At 29.1% G+C, this 18,690-nt stretch carries 17 protein-coding genes, 1 pseudogene and 1 riboswitch; of the genes and pseudogenes, 5 read left to right on the top strand and 13 right to left on the bottom strand.

What is annotated here, in order from left to right; genetic code table 11:
• The 3 genes and pseudogenes from CLOBL_RS18445 to CLOBL_RS18440 all read right to left on the bottom strand — a co-directional run.
• On the bottom strand, positions 1 to 181 hold a 181-nt coding region (locus CLOBL_RS18445), incomplete at its 3' end, for a cysteine peptidase family C39 domain-containing protein (protein ID WP_207652367.1).
• A 170-nt stretch (positions 182 to 351) separates the two neighbouring features.
• Positions 352 to 432 (bottom strand): annotated as a pseudogene (locus CLOBL_RS28600) (IS200/IS605 family transposase); the annotation flags it as partial.
• Between the two features lie 158 nt (positions 433 to 590).
• Complete coding sequence (locus CLOBL_RS18440; protein WP_077860367.1) at positions 591 to 776, bottom strand: hypothetical protein; 186 nt, start codon at positions 774 to 776, stop codon at positions 591 to 593.
• Positions 777 to 1,317: 541 nt separating this feature from the next.
• Between CLOBL_RS18440 and CLOBL_RS27595 the strand changes: the two genes are divergently transcribed.
• Positions 1,318 to 1,809 (top strand): helix-turn-helix domain-containing protein, encoded by a 492-nt coding sequence (locus CLOBL_RS27595; RefSeq protein ID WP_143323888.1) that lies wholly within the window; start codon positions 1,318 to 1,320, stop codon positions 1,807 to 1,809.
• A 161-nt stretch (positions 1,810 to 1,970) separates the two neighbouring features.
• The gene (locus CLOBL_RS18430) at positions 1,971 to 2,882 is read left to right on the top strand and encodes an IS3 family transposase (protein ID WP_278281344.1); all 912 of its coding nucleotides are present in this window, start codon (positions 1,971 to 1,973) and stop codon (positions 2,880 to 2,882) included.
• Positions 2,883 to 3,239: 357 nt separating this feature from the next.
• Here CLOBL_RS18430 and CLOBL_RS18425 read toward each other — a convergent pair whose 3' ends face one another.
• The 10 genes from CLOBL_RS18425 to CLOBL_RS18380 form a co-directional block, all read right to left on the bottom strand.
• Positions 3,240 to 3,962, bottom strand: a complete 723-nt coding sequence (locus CLOBL_RS18425; RefSeq protein ID WP_077860365.1) for an amino acid ABC transporter ATP-binding protein — start codon at positions 3,960 to 3,962, stop codon at positions 3,240 to 3,242.
• Positions 3,949 to 4,692, bottom strand: a complete 744-nt coding sequence (locus CLOBL_RS18420) for an amino acid ABC transporter permease (RefSeq protein WP_077860364.1) — start codon at positions 4,690 to 4,692, stop codon at positions 3,949 to 3,951. Before CLOBL_RS18420 ends, CLOBL_RS18425 begins: the two co-directional genes overlap by 14 nt.
• Positions 4,693 to 4,906: 214 nt before the next feature.
• Entirely contained in the window at positions 4,907 to 5,740 is an 834-nt protein-coding gene (locus tag CLOBL_RS18415) for an ABC transporter substrate-binding protein (RefSeq protein ID WP_077860363.1), read from the bottom strand.
• Between the two features lie 906 nt (positions 5,741 to 6,646).
• Positions 6,647 to 8,812: an RNA polymerase recycling motor HelD gene (gene helD / locus CLOBL_RS18410; RefSeq protein ID WP_077860362.1), complete on the bottom strand. Its 2,166-nt coding sequence runs from the start codon at positions 8,810 to 8,812 to the stop codon at positions 6,647 to 6,649.
• A gap of 356 nt (positions 8,813 to 9,168) precedes the next feature.
• Positions 9,169 to 11,268, bottom strand: coding sequence for an ATP-dependent zinc metalloprotease FtsH (gene ftsH, locus CLOBL_RS18405; protein ID WP_077860361.1), 2,100 nt, complete (start codon positions 11,266 to 11,268; stop codon positions 9,169 to 9,171).
• Positions 11,269 to 11,327: 59 nt separating this feature from the next.
• Positions 11,328 to 11,549 carry a DUF3006 domain-containing protein gene (locus CLOBL_RS18400; RefSeq protein ID WP_077860360.1) on the bottom strand — a complete coding sequence of 74 codons (222 nt, stop codon included), beginning with the start codon at positions 11,547 to 11,549 and terminating at the stop codon, positions 11,328 to 11,330.
• Positions 11,550 to 11,603: 54 nt separating this feature from the next.
• The gene (lepB, locus tag CLOBL_RS18395) at positions 11,604 to 12,248 is read right to left on the bottom strand and encodes a signal peptidase I (RefSeq protein ID WP_242953875.1); all 645 of its coding nucleotides are present in this window, start codon (positions 12,246 to 12,248) and stop codon (positions 11,604 to 11,606) included.
• Positions 12,249 to 12,296: 48 nt separating this feature from the next.
• Positions 12,297 to 12,851, bottom strand: coding sequence for a signal peptidase I (gene lepB / locus CLOBL_RS18390; protein ID WP_077860359.1), 555 nt, complete (start codon positions 12,849 to 12,851; stop codon positions 12,297 to 12,299).
• A gap of 363 nt (positions 12,852 to 13,214) precedes the next feature.
• Positions 13,215 to 14,510, bottom strand: a complete 1,296-nt coding sequence (gene lysA / locus CLOBL_RS18385; RefSeq protein WP_077860358.1) for a diaminopimelate decarboxylase — start codon at positions 14,508 to 14,510, stop codon at positions 13,215 to 13,217.
• 381 nt (positions 14,511 to 14,891) lie between these two features.
• A riboswitch (Lysine riboswitch) is annotated at positions 14,892 to 15,059 on the bottom strand.
• A gap of 240 nt (positions 15,060 to 15,299) precedes the next feature.
• Positions 15,300 to 15,977, bottom strand: coding sequence for a hydrolase (locus tag CLOBL_RS18380; RefSeq protein ID WP_077860357.1), 678 nt, complete (start codon positions 15,975 to 15,977; stop codon positions 15,300 to 15,302).
• An 801-nt stretch (positions 15,978 to 16,778) separates the two neighbouring features.
• Between CLOBL_RS18380 and CLOBL_RS18375 the strand changes: the two genes are divergently transcribed.
• The 3 genes from CLOBL_RS18375 to CLOBL_RS28995 are packed head-to-tail and all read left to right on the top strand — an operon-like array spanning position 16,779 to position 18,671.
• Positions 16,779 to 17,600 (top strand): DUF1700 domain-containing protein, encoded by an 822-nt coding sequence (locus tag CLOBL_RS18375; RefSeq protein ID WP_077860356.1) that lies wholly within the window; start codon positions 16,779 to 16,781, stop codon positions 17,598 to 17,600.
• Positions 17,597 to 18,526, top strand: coding sequence for a DUF4097 family beta strand repeat-containing protein (locus CLOBL_RS18370; RefSeq protein ID WP_242953874.1), 930 nt, complete (start codon positions 17,597 to 17,599; stop codon positions 18,524 to 18,526). The genes CLOBL_RS18375 and CLOBL_RS18370 overlap by 4 nt, the downstream gene beginning before the upstream one ends.
• A gap of 10 nt (positions 18,527 to 18,536) precedes the next feature.
• A complete protein-coding gene (locus CLOBL_RS28995) occupies positions 18,537 to 18,671 on the top strand; it encodes a hypothetical protein (protein ID WP_278281343.1) in 135 nt (44 codons plus the stop codon).
• Positions 18,672 to 18,690 lie beyond the last annotated feature (19 nt).

The raw sequence follows: 18,690 nt of genomic DNA, 5'->3' as shown, positions 1-18,690 counted from the left end.
TTTTAGCAGCTTCCACAAGTCCATAAACGGATGTTCCTTCTGAATCTGTTCCAGCGATTTCTCTTATCTTAGAAATAGAAAGTTTTAATCCATATTTTCTTGCAATAGTAGCAATGCACGCTGGACCACAATCTTGTATATCATGTTGTTTTATACAATAATATTTTTTCATTATATCCATGTTTATCCTGCCTTCCCAAATAATCATATTATATAATTGTCAGCTTTTACATAAAGTTGCTTACTATTAATATAATAATTTATACAATTAAATTAACTGGATAATTCCATTAGAAAAAGCTGACTCTTAATAGAGACAGCTTTCTCCAAATATTCCTTGCACCAAAATTATCTATTGCAATACTTACATCTCATAGTTGTATGTCTATCAAAAATCATTAAAAAATTCTTACCTTTGAGATATACCACGAATTAAAGTCAATTGTCTAACACATATCCTTGTATTTTATAGCTTTGGTTAGCAAGCTCACTATAACTTTACAATCAAGTTTTCTTTTTGCTCTTAACTAAAAACTTTCAGAAACCACAGGTAAAACCCGTGGTATTCCTAATACAAGAATATTATAAAATTAACTATTAATATCCCAACCTATTGCAACAACAATATCGTCTGTGTGTCTCTCAATATAATTAAACTTTCTCAAAGCTGCCTCTTTACTATCATATGTGAATGTTTCACGTGTAGTTTCATCATATACAATGTACTCCTGTCCACCTTTTAAATTCATTTGTTCTTTAATTGTTAATTCTACCATATTAATACCACCCTTCTATTAATTTATAATTCAAATATTATCATTAATTCATAATTATGTAAATAAATTTCACTCTAAACATACAAAATTATGCATAAAAAGAAAATATATTATATCAATTCTTACCTTTTTCAAAAATTACTTTTATACCATTAATCATGCATTTTATGATAGTAATATTGACTTTTCATCAAACATGTGTATATTGTATTTTCATTATTAGTTTCAGTATTACAAAACATTATTTTGATAATATTTTATTTTCTGTGATTAAAATCAAAATAATTAATATCTAAAATCAATATATTTTAACAGAACTATATATACCCATTTACAACTAGAATTTAAAATTAACTCTAAAATCATTGTTAATTTATTTAACACAAACTTTCTCTGACCCCGTATAGTAGCAATATAAAAATAAAAATTTTACATATAGACTCCCTCAGTATTAAATTTTAAAACCCAGTAGTATGATATGCTCCCTTTATAATAGACAGTTAAAATAAAAAAACTGTTTCTATAAAGGGGGTATTTTATTTTGGGTAGAACGTCAAAAGTATCATCTGAAATTAAAGTTAAAGTTGTTCAAGAGTATTTAGTAGGTTTAAAAACTATGTCTCAGATAACCTATGAATTAGATATAAACTATAGCACCATTCAAGAATGGGTGCGCAAGTACAAACTATTTGGAATTAAAGGGTTACTTATTGAAAGAATAAACACTAAATATTCTGATGAAATAAAAACTAGAGCAATAAATGATTTCCGCAATGCAAATGGATCATTAAGAGACATTTGTATTCGGTATAATATTTCATCTCACAGCATTCTTAGAAAATGGATAAAGCAGAATACTTGTGATACTATAAATTCATATTATAGTGTCAAAGGGGCTGCTGCTATGAACAAAGGTAGAAAAACTACATATGAAGAACGAATGGAAATTGTATCATTTTGTATTGCTAACGCGGACGATTATAAATTGGCTGCTGATAAATTTAATGTATCGTACCAGCAAGTTTATTCATAGATTAAAAAATATAGAGAAAATGGCTATTCCGCTCTTGTCGATAGACGAGGACAACATAAAACACTTGAGGAATTAGATGAATCAGAAAGATATTCTTTAGAATTAAAATTATTAAAAGCTGAAAACAGAAAGCTAAAGATGGAGAATGATTTCCTAAGAAAATTAGAGGAAATAGAAAGGAGGTAGATAAATCAAGTGTAAAGCAGGAATCTAAATATATGACAACACAAGAATTAAGCAAGCTAGGATATTCTATTTCAGAATTATGTAGATGTGCAAATATTGCACGTTCATCTTATTATAAATGGCTAAATAATTCGAAAACTTCTCGAATGAAAGAAAATTCAATTATTAAGACAGAAATTATAAATATTTATAATGAAGTAAAAGGTATCTATGGTTATAGAAGAATAACATTAAACTTAAATAAAAGGTTTAATTCAAACTATAACTACAAACGTATTTATAGACTTATGAAATCTATGAATCTCAAATCCGTCATTCGTAAGAAGCGAAAAAAGTATATTAAAAGTACACCTCAAATTACAGCTAACAATAAGTTAAACAGAGAATTTAATTCAAATAATCCCAATTGTAAGTGGTTAACAGATGTAACAGAATTTAAAATTACAAATGGAAAAAAGGCATATTTAAGTGCAATTTTAGATTTATATGACAATAGTATTGTTTCGTATGTATTGGGTACCTCAAATAATAATCAGTTAGTTTTTGATACATTAGATAAAGCTATCGCTTCTAATCCGGAAGCGAAGCCATTATTTCATAGTGATCGAGGATTTCAATATACTAATAAAATATTTAAAGATAAATTAAACAAAATAAAAGCGACTCAAAGTATGTCAAGAATTGGGCGTTGTATCGATAATGGTCCAATGGAAGGATTTTGGGGTATATTAAAGTCTGAGATGTATTACCTAAATAAATTTCACACATATGAAAGTCTTGAACAAGCTATTTATGAATATATAGAATTTTATAATACAAAAAGATTACAGAAAAAATTAAAAGGCATGGCTCCAATTGAATATCGGAATCATACCTTAACAGCATAATTTTTTATTATTTACCCTGTCTACTTGACAGGGAGCAGTTCACTAAGCAACCTCTTCTTACTGCTGGGTTTTAAAATTTAATATTATAATAAGTATTTAGTAAATCTTTATATAAATGTCTATATCTTTAAATTTCCCAAAATCTTTTTTGATCACAACGTTATATATCAAATCATCTATAATTTTATATACAATCTTACAATTAATCCCTTTTTACATCTTCCTATAGGCATACATTTTCTATACCGTACTAAAATTTACACATCTAATCACTTACATATACATCCAGACAAAGAAATCGCATATTCATATATATAAGTTTATGTTGTACTTAATTTATAATACGTGATAACACTTCTATAAAACCTTTGATAAAAAGTCTATTGTACGTGAATTTTGGGGATTTTTGAATACTTCTTCCGGAGTTCCTGATTCTATTATTTTTCCGCCATCCATAAACAGTATTCTATCTCCAACTTCTCTTGCAAAGCCCATTTCATGTGTAACTATTACCATTGTCATACCTTCTTTTGCAAGATCCTTCATTACATTTAAAACTTCACCTACCATTTCAGGATCTAACGCTGATGTTGGTTCATCAAATAACATAACATCTGGCTGCATTGCAAGTGCTCTAGCTATTGCAATTCTTTGTTTTTGTCCTCCTGATAGTGAAGCTGGGTATGCATCGATTTTATCTATTAAACCTACTTTTTCTAATAAAGAAACTGCTATTTTCCTAGCTTCTTCTTTTGATAAGCCTTTTACTTTAATTGGAGCTAAACAAATATTTTCACATACAGTCTTGTGTGGAAATAAATTAAAGTGTTGAAATACCATTCCCATCTTTTCTCTTACTTTATCTATGTTAGTAGTTTTAGCTGTTATATCTTTATCTTCAAAAGTAATTTGACCTGATGTAGGAGTCTCCAACAAATTAATACATCTTAGAAATGTACTTTTTCCTGAACCTGATGGCCCAATAACAACTACAACTTCACCTTTACTAATATGTTCATCTATACCTCTTAAAACTTCATTTTTACCAAAGCTTTTATATAAATTCTTAACGTATATCACTTGCCTTCATTCTCCTCTCAACAATTCCTAGAATTCTTGTTAAAGTAAATGTTATGACAAAATAAATCATTGCCGCAACTATTACTGGTTCCAATCCTAATGCTATACTTCCTCTTACAGTATTGGCATTATACATTAGTTCTGCTACTCCAATAACAGAAACCATTGATGAATCTTTAATTATAGCAATAAATTCATTTCCTAGTGCCGGTAATATATTTTTAAAAGCTTGTGGGATTATTATATATAACATAGCTCGTCTTCCGTTCATCCCAAGGCTCCTTGCTGCTTCCATTTGACCTTTATCTACAGCTTCTATTCCCGCTCTTATTATTTCTGCTACATATGCTGCTGAATTTAAGAATAAAGCAATCGCTGCTACTATCATATCTGGAATATTAATTCCTAATAGTGATGGCACACCTATATAAATTATATATATCTGTACTAAAAGAGGTGTTCCTCTGACAAATTCTATATAAACACTTGCAATAAATTTTATTGGATTTCCATCCACCAAAAATTTTATAAATGGATTATTACTTTCTTTACAGTCAATTCCAAATTGATTTAATACAAATCTTATTGGTCTAATATTTGTGCGCCTTAATAAGGTTAATAAAAGTCCTAATATTGTCCCAATAAATACTGCAAAAAATGATAATATTATTGTTACCACAGCACCTCTTAAAAAATAATCTTGATACTTATGCAAAAACGAAAAATTCAAACTCTTGCCTCCTAATTCTTTTAATGTGTTTTCAACTTAATAAGTGCCAATATAGCAATTATAACTTTTTAAGTATAATTGCTAATTGGCATCTTAATTTTTATTCAAATTCATAATATATACTGCAAATAATTTTCTGCATTCTATATTATGTTTACTTAGCCTGTAAGCATCACAAATGTAATTTTTATTGCAATATATATATTATCATTCATTATTCAACTAAACTAGCTGCATTTGCTGCAAAATCATCAATTTTCTTTTCATCTTTTAATCTTTGTATAGTTTTATTTACACTACTTACTAATTCAGGTGAATTCTTTGGCATTGCAATAGCATATCCACCTTCATCATCTTTAAAGTTTATAGATGATACTGCTAAATCATCATTTTTCTTCGCATTAAATTCAGCTATTGGACTCTCTAATAGAACAGCATCTACTTTATTATTTTTTAAATCTAGCATTAAATCAGTTACTTTTGTTAGTGATTTGATGTTTGCTGCATCGAATTTATCTTTTGCCAAATCTTCTTGTACTGAACTCTTTTGTACACCAATTCTTAAATTTTTCAAGTCATCTTCAGACTTAATTTTATCTGCGTCAGCTTTTCTAGTAATATATGTTTGGGTTACTTCATAATAAATATCTGAGAAATCAGCATTTTCTTTTCTTTCTGGCTTTGGTGTCATTCCTGAAAATACCATATCTACCTTATTTGCTTGAAGTGCCACAAGCAATCCATCAAAGTCCATATCTTTTACTTCAAGCTCTACTCCTAAATCTTTTGCGACTTCTTTTGCTATATCAATATCTATCCCAACAATCTCATCTTTGCCATCTTTATTTGTATGAAATTCATAAGGTGGAAAATCAGCACTTGTTCCTATCACAAGTTTTCCTTTTGCTTTTATTGCATCTAATGATGAAGTGCTAGATGCAGCACCATCTTTTTTTGTACTACTAGTACTTCCGCATCCTATCATACTTATTGCTATAGTAGACACAGCTAGAACCGCTGCTATTTTCTTTATTATTCCTTTTTTCATAAATAAATACCTCCACAAATTATTTCCTTCTTTAACCGATAGCATAATTATACACAGTTTGTTATATTTATTCAATAGTTATACAGCAAAAAATTTAATTTTTATAAAATAAAATTTAATTTTCCCTATATATTATATATATTTTCATATTATTTATGTATCGTCGATAGCTTTACATATACTTAATTTAGGGGCTTTTACTTATTTAAATTTTTTCACTGGCATTCTTCTATATTTTATAATTAATTACTATAGCCTTTTAGTAACTCTTATAAGCATCTTAAGAAAACGCTGGAAATCATACACAATTAGCGTTACAATTATGCATATTATAAATTCAAGATCAAGAATTTTTATACTTTTCTAAATATTAAAAGATGGTTGTAGCTGCACGCCTCAATCACCTTATAAATCAATATATATGTTAAAGTTATTTTTCTCCATCCATATCCACGGATTTACCTTAATAATAAGCTTCTTAAATATATTTTTATTATTTCAGTATATATAAAATAATTCTCCATACTTACTAAACTTTTGTGTACACTATACCAGAAGTCACATGCATTTTTGTGAAACAGGCATTTGAAATTAAGCTGATGAAAGTCCTTAAGTAGAGAACCAAAATCTATGATTTTGTGTGAATCAGTTAAGCAGACATCTCAAATCTGTGATTTGATGATGGTCGCTTACTCTGTGAGCACTCAGCGAACGAACGTGAGTCTAGTTTCCTCTAAAGCTTGTTCCATTTACTGCTTGTCACGGACTTGTTCCGGGAGCATGCAAAAATGGATACATGCTCACATTTTGAACTTTCCAGCGAAAATTTCATAAGTCCTGTGAAATAAAAATGTATGTGATTTCGGTAAGTTACCACATAAGTCTAGTTCAAAGAAGAAACCTTTTTTATTTTGAATACTTAATTAAAGATAATCTGTGAAGTGCTCTCGTACATATAATGTATTTAACTAAAGGTTGAACTTCCTCTTCTTCTATAAATATTACCCCGTCAAATTCCAATCCTTTTGCTAAATAAGCTGGTATAAGTACCTTTCCGCCTTTATAAATGATGTCCTCATTATCAAGGTTTTGTAACTGTACCTTTTCTTTAATTAGACCCGCAAATGTATTTAATTCTTTTTTACCTTTGAAGATTACTGCTATATTTTCATAACCCTCTTCTTCGTAGTCCTCTATTATAGAAACAATAGTATTCACAAACTCTTCATCATTTGAAACTTCTTCTTCAATAACAGGCTCTCCTCTTCTAACTAGGGGAACAATTTTATCTTCATCTAGGAATTTATTTGAATACTCCATTATTTCCTGAGTTGATCTATAACTCTTATTCAAATCATAGCTTTTGACTTCAACATTAGAATCTTTAAAAACATCATCTAAATGAAGCATTGCCACATCTTCGTCAGTTTTTATTAACCTTTGATTAGAGTCTCCAACTATTGTATAGCTAATACAGCCTGTTATTTCTTTAATTATTTCAAATTGTATAAAGCTGTAATCCTGTGCCTCATCAATTACAATATGTTTTATTTCATCCTTTACCTTCAATCCTTTTAATTTAACCATTAAATATAAAATTCCTGCCAAATCCATGTATCCTAATTTGTCTTGATTTTCTTCTGATGCATAACTATCTAAAGCTTCTAAGCCTTTGCCTTCTCTTCCCTCATTTATGACTTTCTTATAGATATCCATAATTGTTTCATGGTTAATCCAAGAATCTAATTCATCACGAGACTTCATAACTTCTCTTATAATTTCTCTTATTTTAATTTTCTTTAAATATTCTAAGTGATTTTTTTCTGTCTTTAATTCCTCTTCAGACAAACTATTTATCTTTTCTTTAAACTCCGCATTAAGCTTATAGAATTCTTCATCTCTTTTATCCTTAATTTTTGATGTGAGTATCCTCTTTATCTTTTCACTTCTTCTAAATAAAGGCATATCTTTATAATATACATCAAATAATTCAATTATTTCTTTAACTGAAACAATTTCTATACCTTTGAATTTAACTGCTTCTATTTTAAAATACTCTTTATTTAAAGCTTCTATACTTAAATCCAATAAGTTTACAAACTCTTTAGAACTTTTGTATTTATATTCTTCTAAAGCTGCTTGATTTCCACTCATAGCATCTTCAATATAACTTCCAAAGCTCTTTATATCTTCATGTTTTAATCCAAGCTCCTTTAACGCAAAATTCTCAAAAGTAGTCTGCTTTATATTACTCTCACCAAGTGTTGGCAGTACTTGAGCTATATAATCCATGAAAATATCATTAGGTCCAAAAATCAATACCTTATCGCCAAACTGCTTTCTAAAATTGTAAAGTAAATAAGAGATTCTATGAAGCGCAATAGTTGTCTTTCCTGATCCTGCAACACCATTTACAACAATTACTTTATTCCTATCTTCTCTTATTATCTCATCCTGCTCCTTTTGGATAGTCATAACTATATCCTTAAGTTTCTCAGAAGAATTTTCAGTTAAGACCATTTGTAGTATTTCATCTTTAACATCTATAGCTGAATCAAATATGCCCTTTAGTTCTCCTTTTTTAATTATAAGCTGTTTTCTTGATAATATATCTACATCTATTTCTCCTGATGGTGGATTATAGCTTGCTTTTCCAAGAGTTCCTTTATAAAATAGTGCTGCAATAGGTGCTCTCCAATCAACTATTAATGGTTCAAAACTCTTCTCTAGAGTCAAGCCATATCTGCCTACATAAATTTCTTCTGGTATATCCTCATCTTCTTTAAAGGTAACTTTTCCAAAGTAAGGCACTTCTTTAAGCTTAGTAAACTCCATAAGCCTTTTATCAATTGTCTTATAAGCTTCTTCTTTAACATAGTTTTCATGGTCAAAGTAATCTATAATTTGATCTTCATCATCCTTATATTCTTCAACATATTTTTTTCTAGCTTCGAGGATGTAATTTGTAACACTTTTCCTCTTTTCTAAATAATTTAATATTTCCTTATTTAATATATCTAAAATTTCATTTAGTTTATCTTCTTCTCTTAAAAAATCTACTTCTTTATTCATTATTAACACCCCGCCTTTAATTCAGTTTACAGTTCACAATTTGCAGTTAAACTTACAGTTCATGCCCTTTAGGGTACCCTGTGGGGAATTTACAGTTAAGTTTGTATTTTATAGTTACATGCTTACTGTTAAAATTCGCAAGTGATTATTAATATAACTTACTTAACTTTGCAATACTAGTTTAAGAGTTATAATTTTTCTATGCGAATTTATAATTAGAAATTACATTATACCTTTTTAAATGTTAATTGTACATTTTAATTCGTTAATTTATAAGTCTAAAATGCACAATGTGTGGTTAAAAACTAGGTTTAGTTTTACCTCCATTGTGCATTAAATTTTAATTTAAATATTTTTTAAAATTCATCTGTTTTATTATTATCTGCTTCATCAGCTTCTTTTGTAACTGAATTTTCAACTTCCTCATTATCACCTATGCTTATGTTTTCTAACATAGTTGGTTCTTCTTTTATTTCCAAAGCTTCTTCAGTTTTTCCTTCATCCTTCTTAGCATCATCATCAATAATAACATCTAAGGAATGTTTTTTAGCTCTTCTTTCTTCTAATTCCTTAACTTTCTTTTCATGCTCTGACTTTTCTTTTTCTCGTTCTTCTTTCACTTCTGGATATTTTTCATACACTAAATCAAAGAATTCTTCTCCGAATATTGTTTCTTTTTCTAAAAGTACTTCTGAAATCTTATCCAGTAAATCTCTATTATCTCTAAGAATTTGTCTAGCGTTTTTATGAGCATCTCTTATTATTCTAAGTGTTTCTTCATCTAAAACAGTTGAAGTCTCTTCACTACAATTTCTAACGGCTCTACCATCTAAATATCTATTTTGTACTGATTCCAAAGCCATCATATCAAATCTATCAGACATACCATAGATTGAAACCATACTTCTTGCCTGAGCTGTAGCTCTTTCTATATCATTTGAAGCCCCAGTAGAAACAAGATCAAACACTTCCTCTTCAGCAGATCTACCACCTAGCATTACGGTTATCTGATTAATTAACTCTTCCTTAGAAGTTAGGTACTTTTCTTCTTCCGGCAATTGCATAGTATAACCTAATGCACCCATAGTTCTAGGTACTATTGTTATTTTATGTACTGGATCTGCTCCTTTAAGCATTGCTGCAACAAGTGCATGCCCTACTTCGTGGAAAGCTACTACTTCTCTTTCCTTTGGTGATAAAATTCTATCTTTCTTTTCTTTACCTGCAATTATAACTTCAACTGCTTCTCTTAAGTCTTCTTGAAGAACAGTTTTTCTTCTTCTTCTTACGGCCCTTAAAGCACCTTCATTAATTATGTTTGCAAGATCAGCTCCTACAGCACCTGGAGTACTTTTGGCAATTTCTTTTAAGTCAACATCACTACCTAAAATTACATCTTTAGCATGAACGTGAAGTATTGCTTCTCTTCCTTTAAAATCTGGTCTGTCTACAATAACTCTTCTATCAAATCTACCTGGCCTTAATAGAGCTTTATCAAGTATTTCAGGTCTATTTGTAGCTCCTAATAGAACAACCCCTTTAGATGAATCAAATCCATCCATTTCTGAAAGCAATTGGTTTAAGGTCTGTTCTCTTTCGTCATTACTCTGCATTTGATTGTCTCTGCTTTTACCAATTGCATCAATTTCATCTATAAATATAATACATGGTGCTTTTGCGACTGCATCTTTAAATAATTCTCTAACTCTTGAAGCTCCAACTCCAACAAACATTTCAACAAAGCTTGAACCTGAAAGCGAGAAAAATGGTACTCTAGCTTCTCCTGCCACAGCTTTAGCAATAAGAGTCTTACCTGTTCCCGGAGGTCCTACAAGTAAAACACCTTTAGGCAACTTTGCTCCTATTTCAGTATACTTAGCCGGCGCATTTAGGAAATCTATTACTTCTTTTAATGATTCTTTTGCTTCTTCCTGACCTGCCACATCATCAAATGTTACTTTTATTTCACTTTCCATGTAGACCTTGGCGTTATTCTTACCGATGCCCATGACACCGCCTCCGCCGCCTCCCATTTTAGAAAATAGGAATCTCCACATGAAGAATATAAGTACCATTGGTAATATCCAAGAAAGAGCAATATTCATAATAGGACTTTCTTTAGGGTTTTTACCTGTAAAATCAATTCCTGCTGTATTTAACTTATCTATTAATGTCTGATCACCTACGTTTGCTGTGTATAAAGTTTTTCCCTTATACTCTGTATTATCTTCACTTGGTGTTATTATTAAATTATCATTAGTTATTGTAACTTTTGAAATCTCCTTATTATCTAGCATCTTTAAGAATTCATTATAAGTAATTTCTTTATTTGTAGCCTCATCTCTTGCATAGTTAAATGCCATTAAAAATGCAAAAGCTATTAAAAAATAAGTAATCGCTATAGTAAACGAATTTTTATTATTCTTCTTTTTACTGTTTTTATTATTATCTTGCATCTAATCACCTTTCCTTACGTAACTTTCTTTTCAAATTCTAGCAATATTTATCGATCAGATCACTCTTTCCACATATCTTTCATAATTTCATTCATTTCTTTTTTTCGGTTTAATGTGAAACTTTTATCTATTTCAAAATATTCATCCTTATTTATTAAAATATCTCCTTCTTCAAAATTCCCTCTAATACTATTAACAGATATTTTATACATGTCTCCATTTTCCTTTTCAACAATTGCAAATTTATCTTCTATTCTATCTATTATATACCTTTCATTCACTTAACATCCTCTTTTCATAAATATAAATTAATTCAAGATTAATTAAACCATTTTTTAATGCAAATTTCCAAAGTCTTTAAAAGGATAAAATTTAATTCTAGCTTTTCCCTGTATATCTGATGCATCTATATATGGATTAATCCACTTTCTAGCATCATATGAGTTTATTCTATTATCACCTAAAAAGAAAAATTTACCTTTAGGTACATCATAAACACCATTAAAATTTTCATTATTCTTCACATAATCTTCCTTAATATCTTCACCATTTACATTAACAATACCATTATGTATCACAATATGATCGCCTGGAAGCCCTATTGCTCTCTTTATAAGTGTTTCACCAAGTTCATCTGAGTAAAAAACAATTATATCTCCACGATTGATTTTGCTGGTATCATATATTCTAGTTACCATTAATTTATCACCAACATTTAAAGTTGGAACCATAGATTCACTTGGTATATAAACATTATATACTAAAAACTTATTTATTAAGATCGCTATTCCTATAGCTGCTATAATTGGAATTATCCATTCTCTAAAGAATCCACCTTTTGATAAAAAAGCCCCTATAATACCTTTTTTAGATGCTGTTTCCTCTTTTTTTTCACTATCTATTTCTTCTACACTGGCGGTGGTTTCTAATCTGTTTGAATCTACATCTTTTGATTCCATAATATCATCATTTTCTCTCATTAACGTTCTCCCTTAAAATTGCTTTGTTTAATCTATATTTTAACTATGTTATTTAAATATTTCAAAGTTTTTTATTGGATAATATCTCATTACAGCCTTTGCCTCTATATATGATGCATCAACATAAGGATTTTTCCAATGCCTTGAGTCATCAGAATTAGCTCTATTATCACCTAAAAAGAAATATTTGCCTTCTGGAACATCATAAACGCCACTGATATATTCATTATTCTTTACATAATCCTCTTCAAGCTTTTCTCCATTTCTAAAGACAACACCATTTTTAATTTCTATCTTGTCCCCAGGAAGCCCTATTAATCTTTTTATTAAAATATCTCCTGGAAATTCATCATTTTTAAATAATACAATCTCTCCCTCTTTTAAGTTCTGGGGATTATATACTCTTTCAACAATTAATCTATCCTTAATTTGCAGTGTAGGTATCATAGATCCACTTGTGATCCAAACACCATATCCTACGAACCTCCAAATTAGAACTGCTATAGATGCGATAATTACTATATCTATTATCCATTCTCTTATTATTGACTTTTTTTTAGTTTTCTTATCACTTAATGTTTGATTTTCTTTGTTTTCTGCCACAACATTTCCTCCAATATAATTGACAATGTACAATTGACAATTGTCAATTTTGGATGATATTCTTCATGAATATCTTTAGGATCTTCATCCTTCATTGTTAATTCTGTATTGTTAATTGTCAATTGCAATATATAGTTTTAGTATACCATATTTTACTCTTAAAAATATTTACAAGTTGTTAATTTTCAAACAATTTGTTTATATTATATTATTGCACGAATTATTTATCAAAAAACATATTTTTATCATTTGTTTTTTGTAAATTATTAAAATTATTTAAATAAAAATATGCACCAATATTTAAAATTGGTGCATACCTATTAATTTTTTTTAAACTTATACTCTTTTTTCTAATAAAATTTACTATTCAACATCATTTTTTAGTAAATCTTCATAAGATTCTCTTCTGCAGATAAGCCTTGCCGAATTGTCTTTAACCATAACAACTGCTGGTCTTGGTATTTTATTATAATTACTTGACATAGAATAACCATAAGCTCCTGTGGTCATAACAGCCAAAATATCGCCACTTTCAACTGGTGGAAGCTTAACATTTTCTAATAATATATCTCCTGATTCACAGCATTTCCCCGATATAGTTACAGTTTCATCTGCAGAACCTTGAATTCTATTTGCAACAACGCACTCATACTCAGCATTATAAAGAGCCGGTCTTATATTATCATTCATGCCCCCATCTACTGAAACATATTTTCTAACACTTGGAATTTCCTTAATTGAACCTACAGTGTACAAAGTAAGACCTGCATTCGCTACAATACTTCTCCCCGGTTCTATTGTAAGAATTGGTCTTTCTTGTCCAGTTCTTCCACAAACTTCTTCAACTTTGTTAATTATTACGCTGCAATATTCTTCCGTAGCCTTTGGTTTATCTTCTTCTGTATAATATACTCCGAAGCCTCCACCAAAATCTACTTCTTTTATTAAATATCCAAGGTTTTCCTTAGTCTTTCTTACAAGTTCTAACATTATTTCTACAGCATCTTCATATGGTTCTAATTCAAAAATTTGTGAACCAATATGGCAATGTATACCTGCAAGATTTATGTGCTCAAAACTTATTGCTTTTTTTATTGCATCCTCTATAACAGTTCCAACTGGTGCAAAACCGAATTTAGAATCGATTTGTCCTGTCTTTATATAATCATGAGTATGGGCCTCAATTCCCGGTGTTATTCTAAGGTAAATATTTTGTACTTTATTACATTCCTTAGCTGCATCATTTAGCGCTTCCATTTCATAATAATTATCAACAACGAAATTTCCTACGCCTAATTTAACACCAAGCTCAATTTCATCTAAAGTCTTATTATTCCCATGAAACATTACTCTTTCAAGTGGAAATCCAGCCTTATATGCAGTATATAATTCTCCCCCTGAAACCACATCTAAACTCATATTTTCTTCCTTTAATAATTTACACATTTGAACTGTTAAAAATGCTTTGCCGGCAAAGGCCACTCTATTGTTATTTTCTTCACATTTAAAATACTTTCTATAATCGTTACAGTATTCTCTTATTAAAGCTTCATCAAATACATATAGTGGACTTCCATACTCTTTCACTAAATCTTTAGCAAAAACGCCTCCAATTGCTAGCTGATTATCTTGTACCTTCATTGTTCCAAATAATTTCATTTGATTGCCCCCCAAAATTTAAATATTACTTATTTTGATTTCATCTCTATGTTGAAAAGAAATATACATTGATTAAGGTATTATCAAAAAAATAAAAAGTGGATCCATCTATATATTAAAGCTAGTTATTTTTTCCATATACCTAACATAATGACTTGTTATTTTTTGAATATGCCTTGCTCTTATTAAAAAACAAACGTCACAGAATATGTCTGTGACGAGTGGTAGATTATATTATTGCTGCGTGCAATATTTTTCATTAATTATCAATTTATTATACGAATAGATTTTAATAAATTTTTTGAATTTACTTTTATAAAATCTCCATCATTTCTGCTTAAATTGTTAATCGCCAAACTTTATTATTGTTGGCTGAAAAAAGCACCTTGTAGCTCAACACTTTTCGTGACAGTTACTCACATATTTTATGAGCACCCAGAAATAAATCTCTGCAATAATTTATTTCTTCGGCCATAATACCTTTCAGTATAAATCACAGTCTGCAAACTCCTTATACTTACTCTTTATTACGGCGCCTCTACCCCAGGTCATATTATTATATTAATTTCATTTAACATTCTTAAATCTATATTACTATAGCTTTTTTATCATAGTACCATAATATTAAACTATAACAAATATGATACCATAAATTCTTTTTAAAGCAACTATTTTTTTATTCTTTAGAAAATTATATTAAAATAAAATCTGCTGATAACTTTTATAATAGGCCATCTTACTAAAGTTAAATAGTATAAAAAGAATTATTTTTGCCTGCCAAATTCAATTTTATTCTTTTCTGTATTCATCCATAAGATCGCCCATAATGCTTGCTGAAGTTGGTGGTGTATAAGTGATAGCATTAGCTCCAGCTTGAATTGTTTCGTTTATTGATTCATCCGTAGGTCCACCAGTAGCTATTATAGGGAACTCCGGAAACCTATTCCTAATATTTCTAACAATACTTGCTGTCTTTCTTCCTCCTGAGACATTTAATATAGTTGCACCAGCTTCAATGCGTTTAGCAATATCTTCATCTTCTGAAATCACAGTTACTATAACTGGTATATCTATGGTTGCTCTAATTTTACTAACAATTTCGTTACTTGTAGGAGCATTTACTACTACTCCCATTGCTCCTTTAAATTCAGCATCCATAGCCAAATTTACAACTCTCTTTCCTTGGGTTATTCCACCACCAACGCCGCAAAATACTGGAACATCTGCTGCCATTACAAGGGCTTGTGTTATTAGTGGCTGAGGTGTAAATGGATATACTGCAATAATTGCATCTGCATTAGTATTTCTTATTAATGCAACATCAGTACTAAAAAGCAATGATTTTATCCTTTTCCCAAAAATCTTAATCCCTCCACAATTTCTTATAACTGAAGGAACTTCTATCACATGATTTCTTAGAGTACCTTTTATCTGTGGAACAAATTTAGTTTCTTTATTATTTGCCATAATTTCTCCTCTCCCCGTGAATTATCTATCAAACTTCTATAAATAATACATTTCACTATATAATAATTTTTTTCAATTATGCATACTTTTATGTTTTAAAGCTATATTTATGAGAATTAATAATCTAAATATTTCTTTTTATCACCACCTTTAAATTAATATCCACTTTTTTATCCACATTATCCACAGTTTTTTTCCACAAATGTGTGGATATTGTTTATAACTATAATATTATAAATTTTTTTAAAGTAAATTTGCTAGAAAAACTTTTCTACAAATTAATATCAATATATTCAAATATCATCATTTTTCATTAAAAACTTAAATTATAACAATATAAACTTTACTTCTAATTTATAACTTGACCTAGGTTATCCACAGCTCTCACACAGTTATTAACACTATGAACAACCCTTGTACATTACTAGCTTTGCCTAACCTTTTCACTATATAAATTTACAATTTATCCACAATATTATTCACAAATTATACTATCTATATCCAAAATTCAGTTTATTGTAGATATTTTAAATCTACTTGTACATTAATAGACTATTATAGAAGAACTTAATAATTTCTTAATTCTTTGTTAAATTCCGAATATAATACCTTAATTAAATATTAAACTCACTGTTGATGTATTGTAGTATGTTTATTCCTATCATATACTTTTAATCAGAAACTTAGTTCTTTAAATCAAAATGATAATTCATCAATCATACCATTAAAAATTTACTAGAGGACGAAAACGATAGAACACTATTTTCATATTTTCACTAAAAATAAAGGAGGTCTACTTTAGTGACACAAAACGAATTTTTTAATATTCTAATGGACGGTCTAAAGGACATACCCGAAAAAAATTTACAGGATATTATTTCTTTCTATGATAATATTTTTACCCTTGGATTAGCTGCTGGAAAAACAGAAAATGAAATAATAAATGAATTAGGTGACCCTAATTTAATAATTCATAAATATAGAAATGAAGATTTAACTCTTACTACTCCAAATTATACTACAGATAATATCAATATAAAAGATTCCAACGTCGATGATCCGACTTTTGCAAAAAATAAAAATATGGATGCTCATAATAAATCTAATGATTTTAAAACCACTAATCTCTTCACTACTGATTATACAGAAGACAGAACCGAAAATAATAGTAAATCAAATGATTATAATAGCAATTTCAATTATAATAAAAATTCAGGTACTTTCGCAAATAATTTTTCAAATAAAAATTATGGTACTAAAAAATTGCGTTTTAATGTAAATACTATATTAAAACTCTGCATTGCAATTTTGTCTCTAATAATTCTATTTCCAGTCATAACTGGAGTCATTGGCTGTATTATTGGACTTTTTGGCGCAGCTATAGGCATTTTTGCTGCAAGCATAGGAGTGTTGATCGGTGGAACCTTTACGAGCATTGTTGGACTTCCTAATTTACCGGCATTTATTACAGACTTTCCATACCCCGTAGTGGTATTATTTTCCCTAGGATCAATTTCATTATCGATATTATTTATACTTCTATTTTATTACCTCTGCAAGTTTTTTGTAAAGATACTAATCAAAATTTATCATTCACTTAAAAGCAAGGGAGATGCATTATGATGAAGAAGGCGTTAATTCCTTTCAAAATAAAAATATTTATGCTTGTATTATTACTACTATCTGTAGCACTTTATGCTTCTGGATGCATTGTTTTAGTTCAAAGTGGATATAAGCTTTCTGATTATGCAGATGAACTTAATATAAACCCTAAAGATTTTAAATATAATTTTAATCTTAATAAATTTAACTTTGACTTCAATGCTACTTCTACCTCAAAAGATTACACTATTAGTGATAACATTAATGAAATTGATTTTAATTTAAATTCCCAAGACGTTAAAGTTATTAATTATGATGGAGATACTTTAAATGTTCAAATAAAGAGTCACAATACTACCTCTAATGAATTATATGAAACTGAAAGTAATAATAAATTAATTCTTGATGCTCGATATTATACGCCAAATGATTCCACTATCTTAGTAAATGTTCCTAAAAAGTTTCAAGATAGAGGGGCATTAAAAATTGTTACAAGCAGTGGTGATGTAAATATCTCGAATTTATCTTTGAATACCTTAAATGTTTCTTCTGCCAGTGGAAGCATAAAAGCTTCCAACTTAAATTTAACTTATTTAAATTTTAATACTTCTAGTGGGGATATATATTTCAATAATACAAAGACATCGTCAGAAACTAAATTAACTTCTTCTTCTGGCGATATTAATGGAAGTGGTAATCTTGGAATAATAACTGGAAGCACTTCCTCTGGAGATATTAATTTACAATTTATAAACTCTTTAAACAACATGTCTATACGTACTCATTCCGGTTCCGTTATCTTATCTATACCTAATGGCTTTGGATACAAAATAAATTATGAAACAGTTTCAGGAGACTTAAGTTCACCAAATAACAGGCTAACTTCTGGAGATGAGAGTTCTCTTATAAATATTAACACAGTAAGCGGAGATCTTAATATCAAATAAGAGTATATAGATGAACAAATCAAAAACTCGATTTATTACTTGTAACTTAAGCAAGAATAAGCTTAAAAATAGTGATGAATTTCAACAGGCAGTATTTTTATCTGCTATAATAATATTATTAAATTATTCTAAAAGCTCAAATTAGGATCTCAGGGCACAATCAC

Source organism: Clostridium sp. BL-8 (genome assembly GCF_002006495.1).
GTDB lineage: Bacteria > Bacillota > Clostridia > Clostridiales > Clostridiaceae > Clostridium.
Note: the sequence above shows the minus strand (reverse complement) of the source record. Positions and strands in the feature narration are given on the sequence as shown.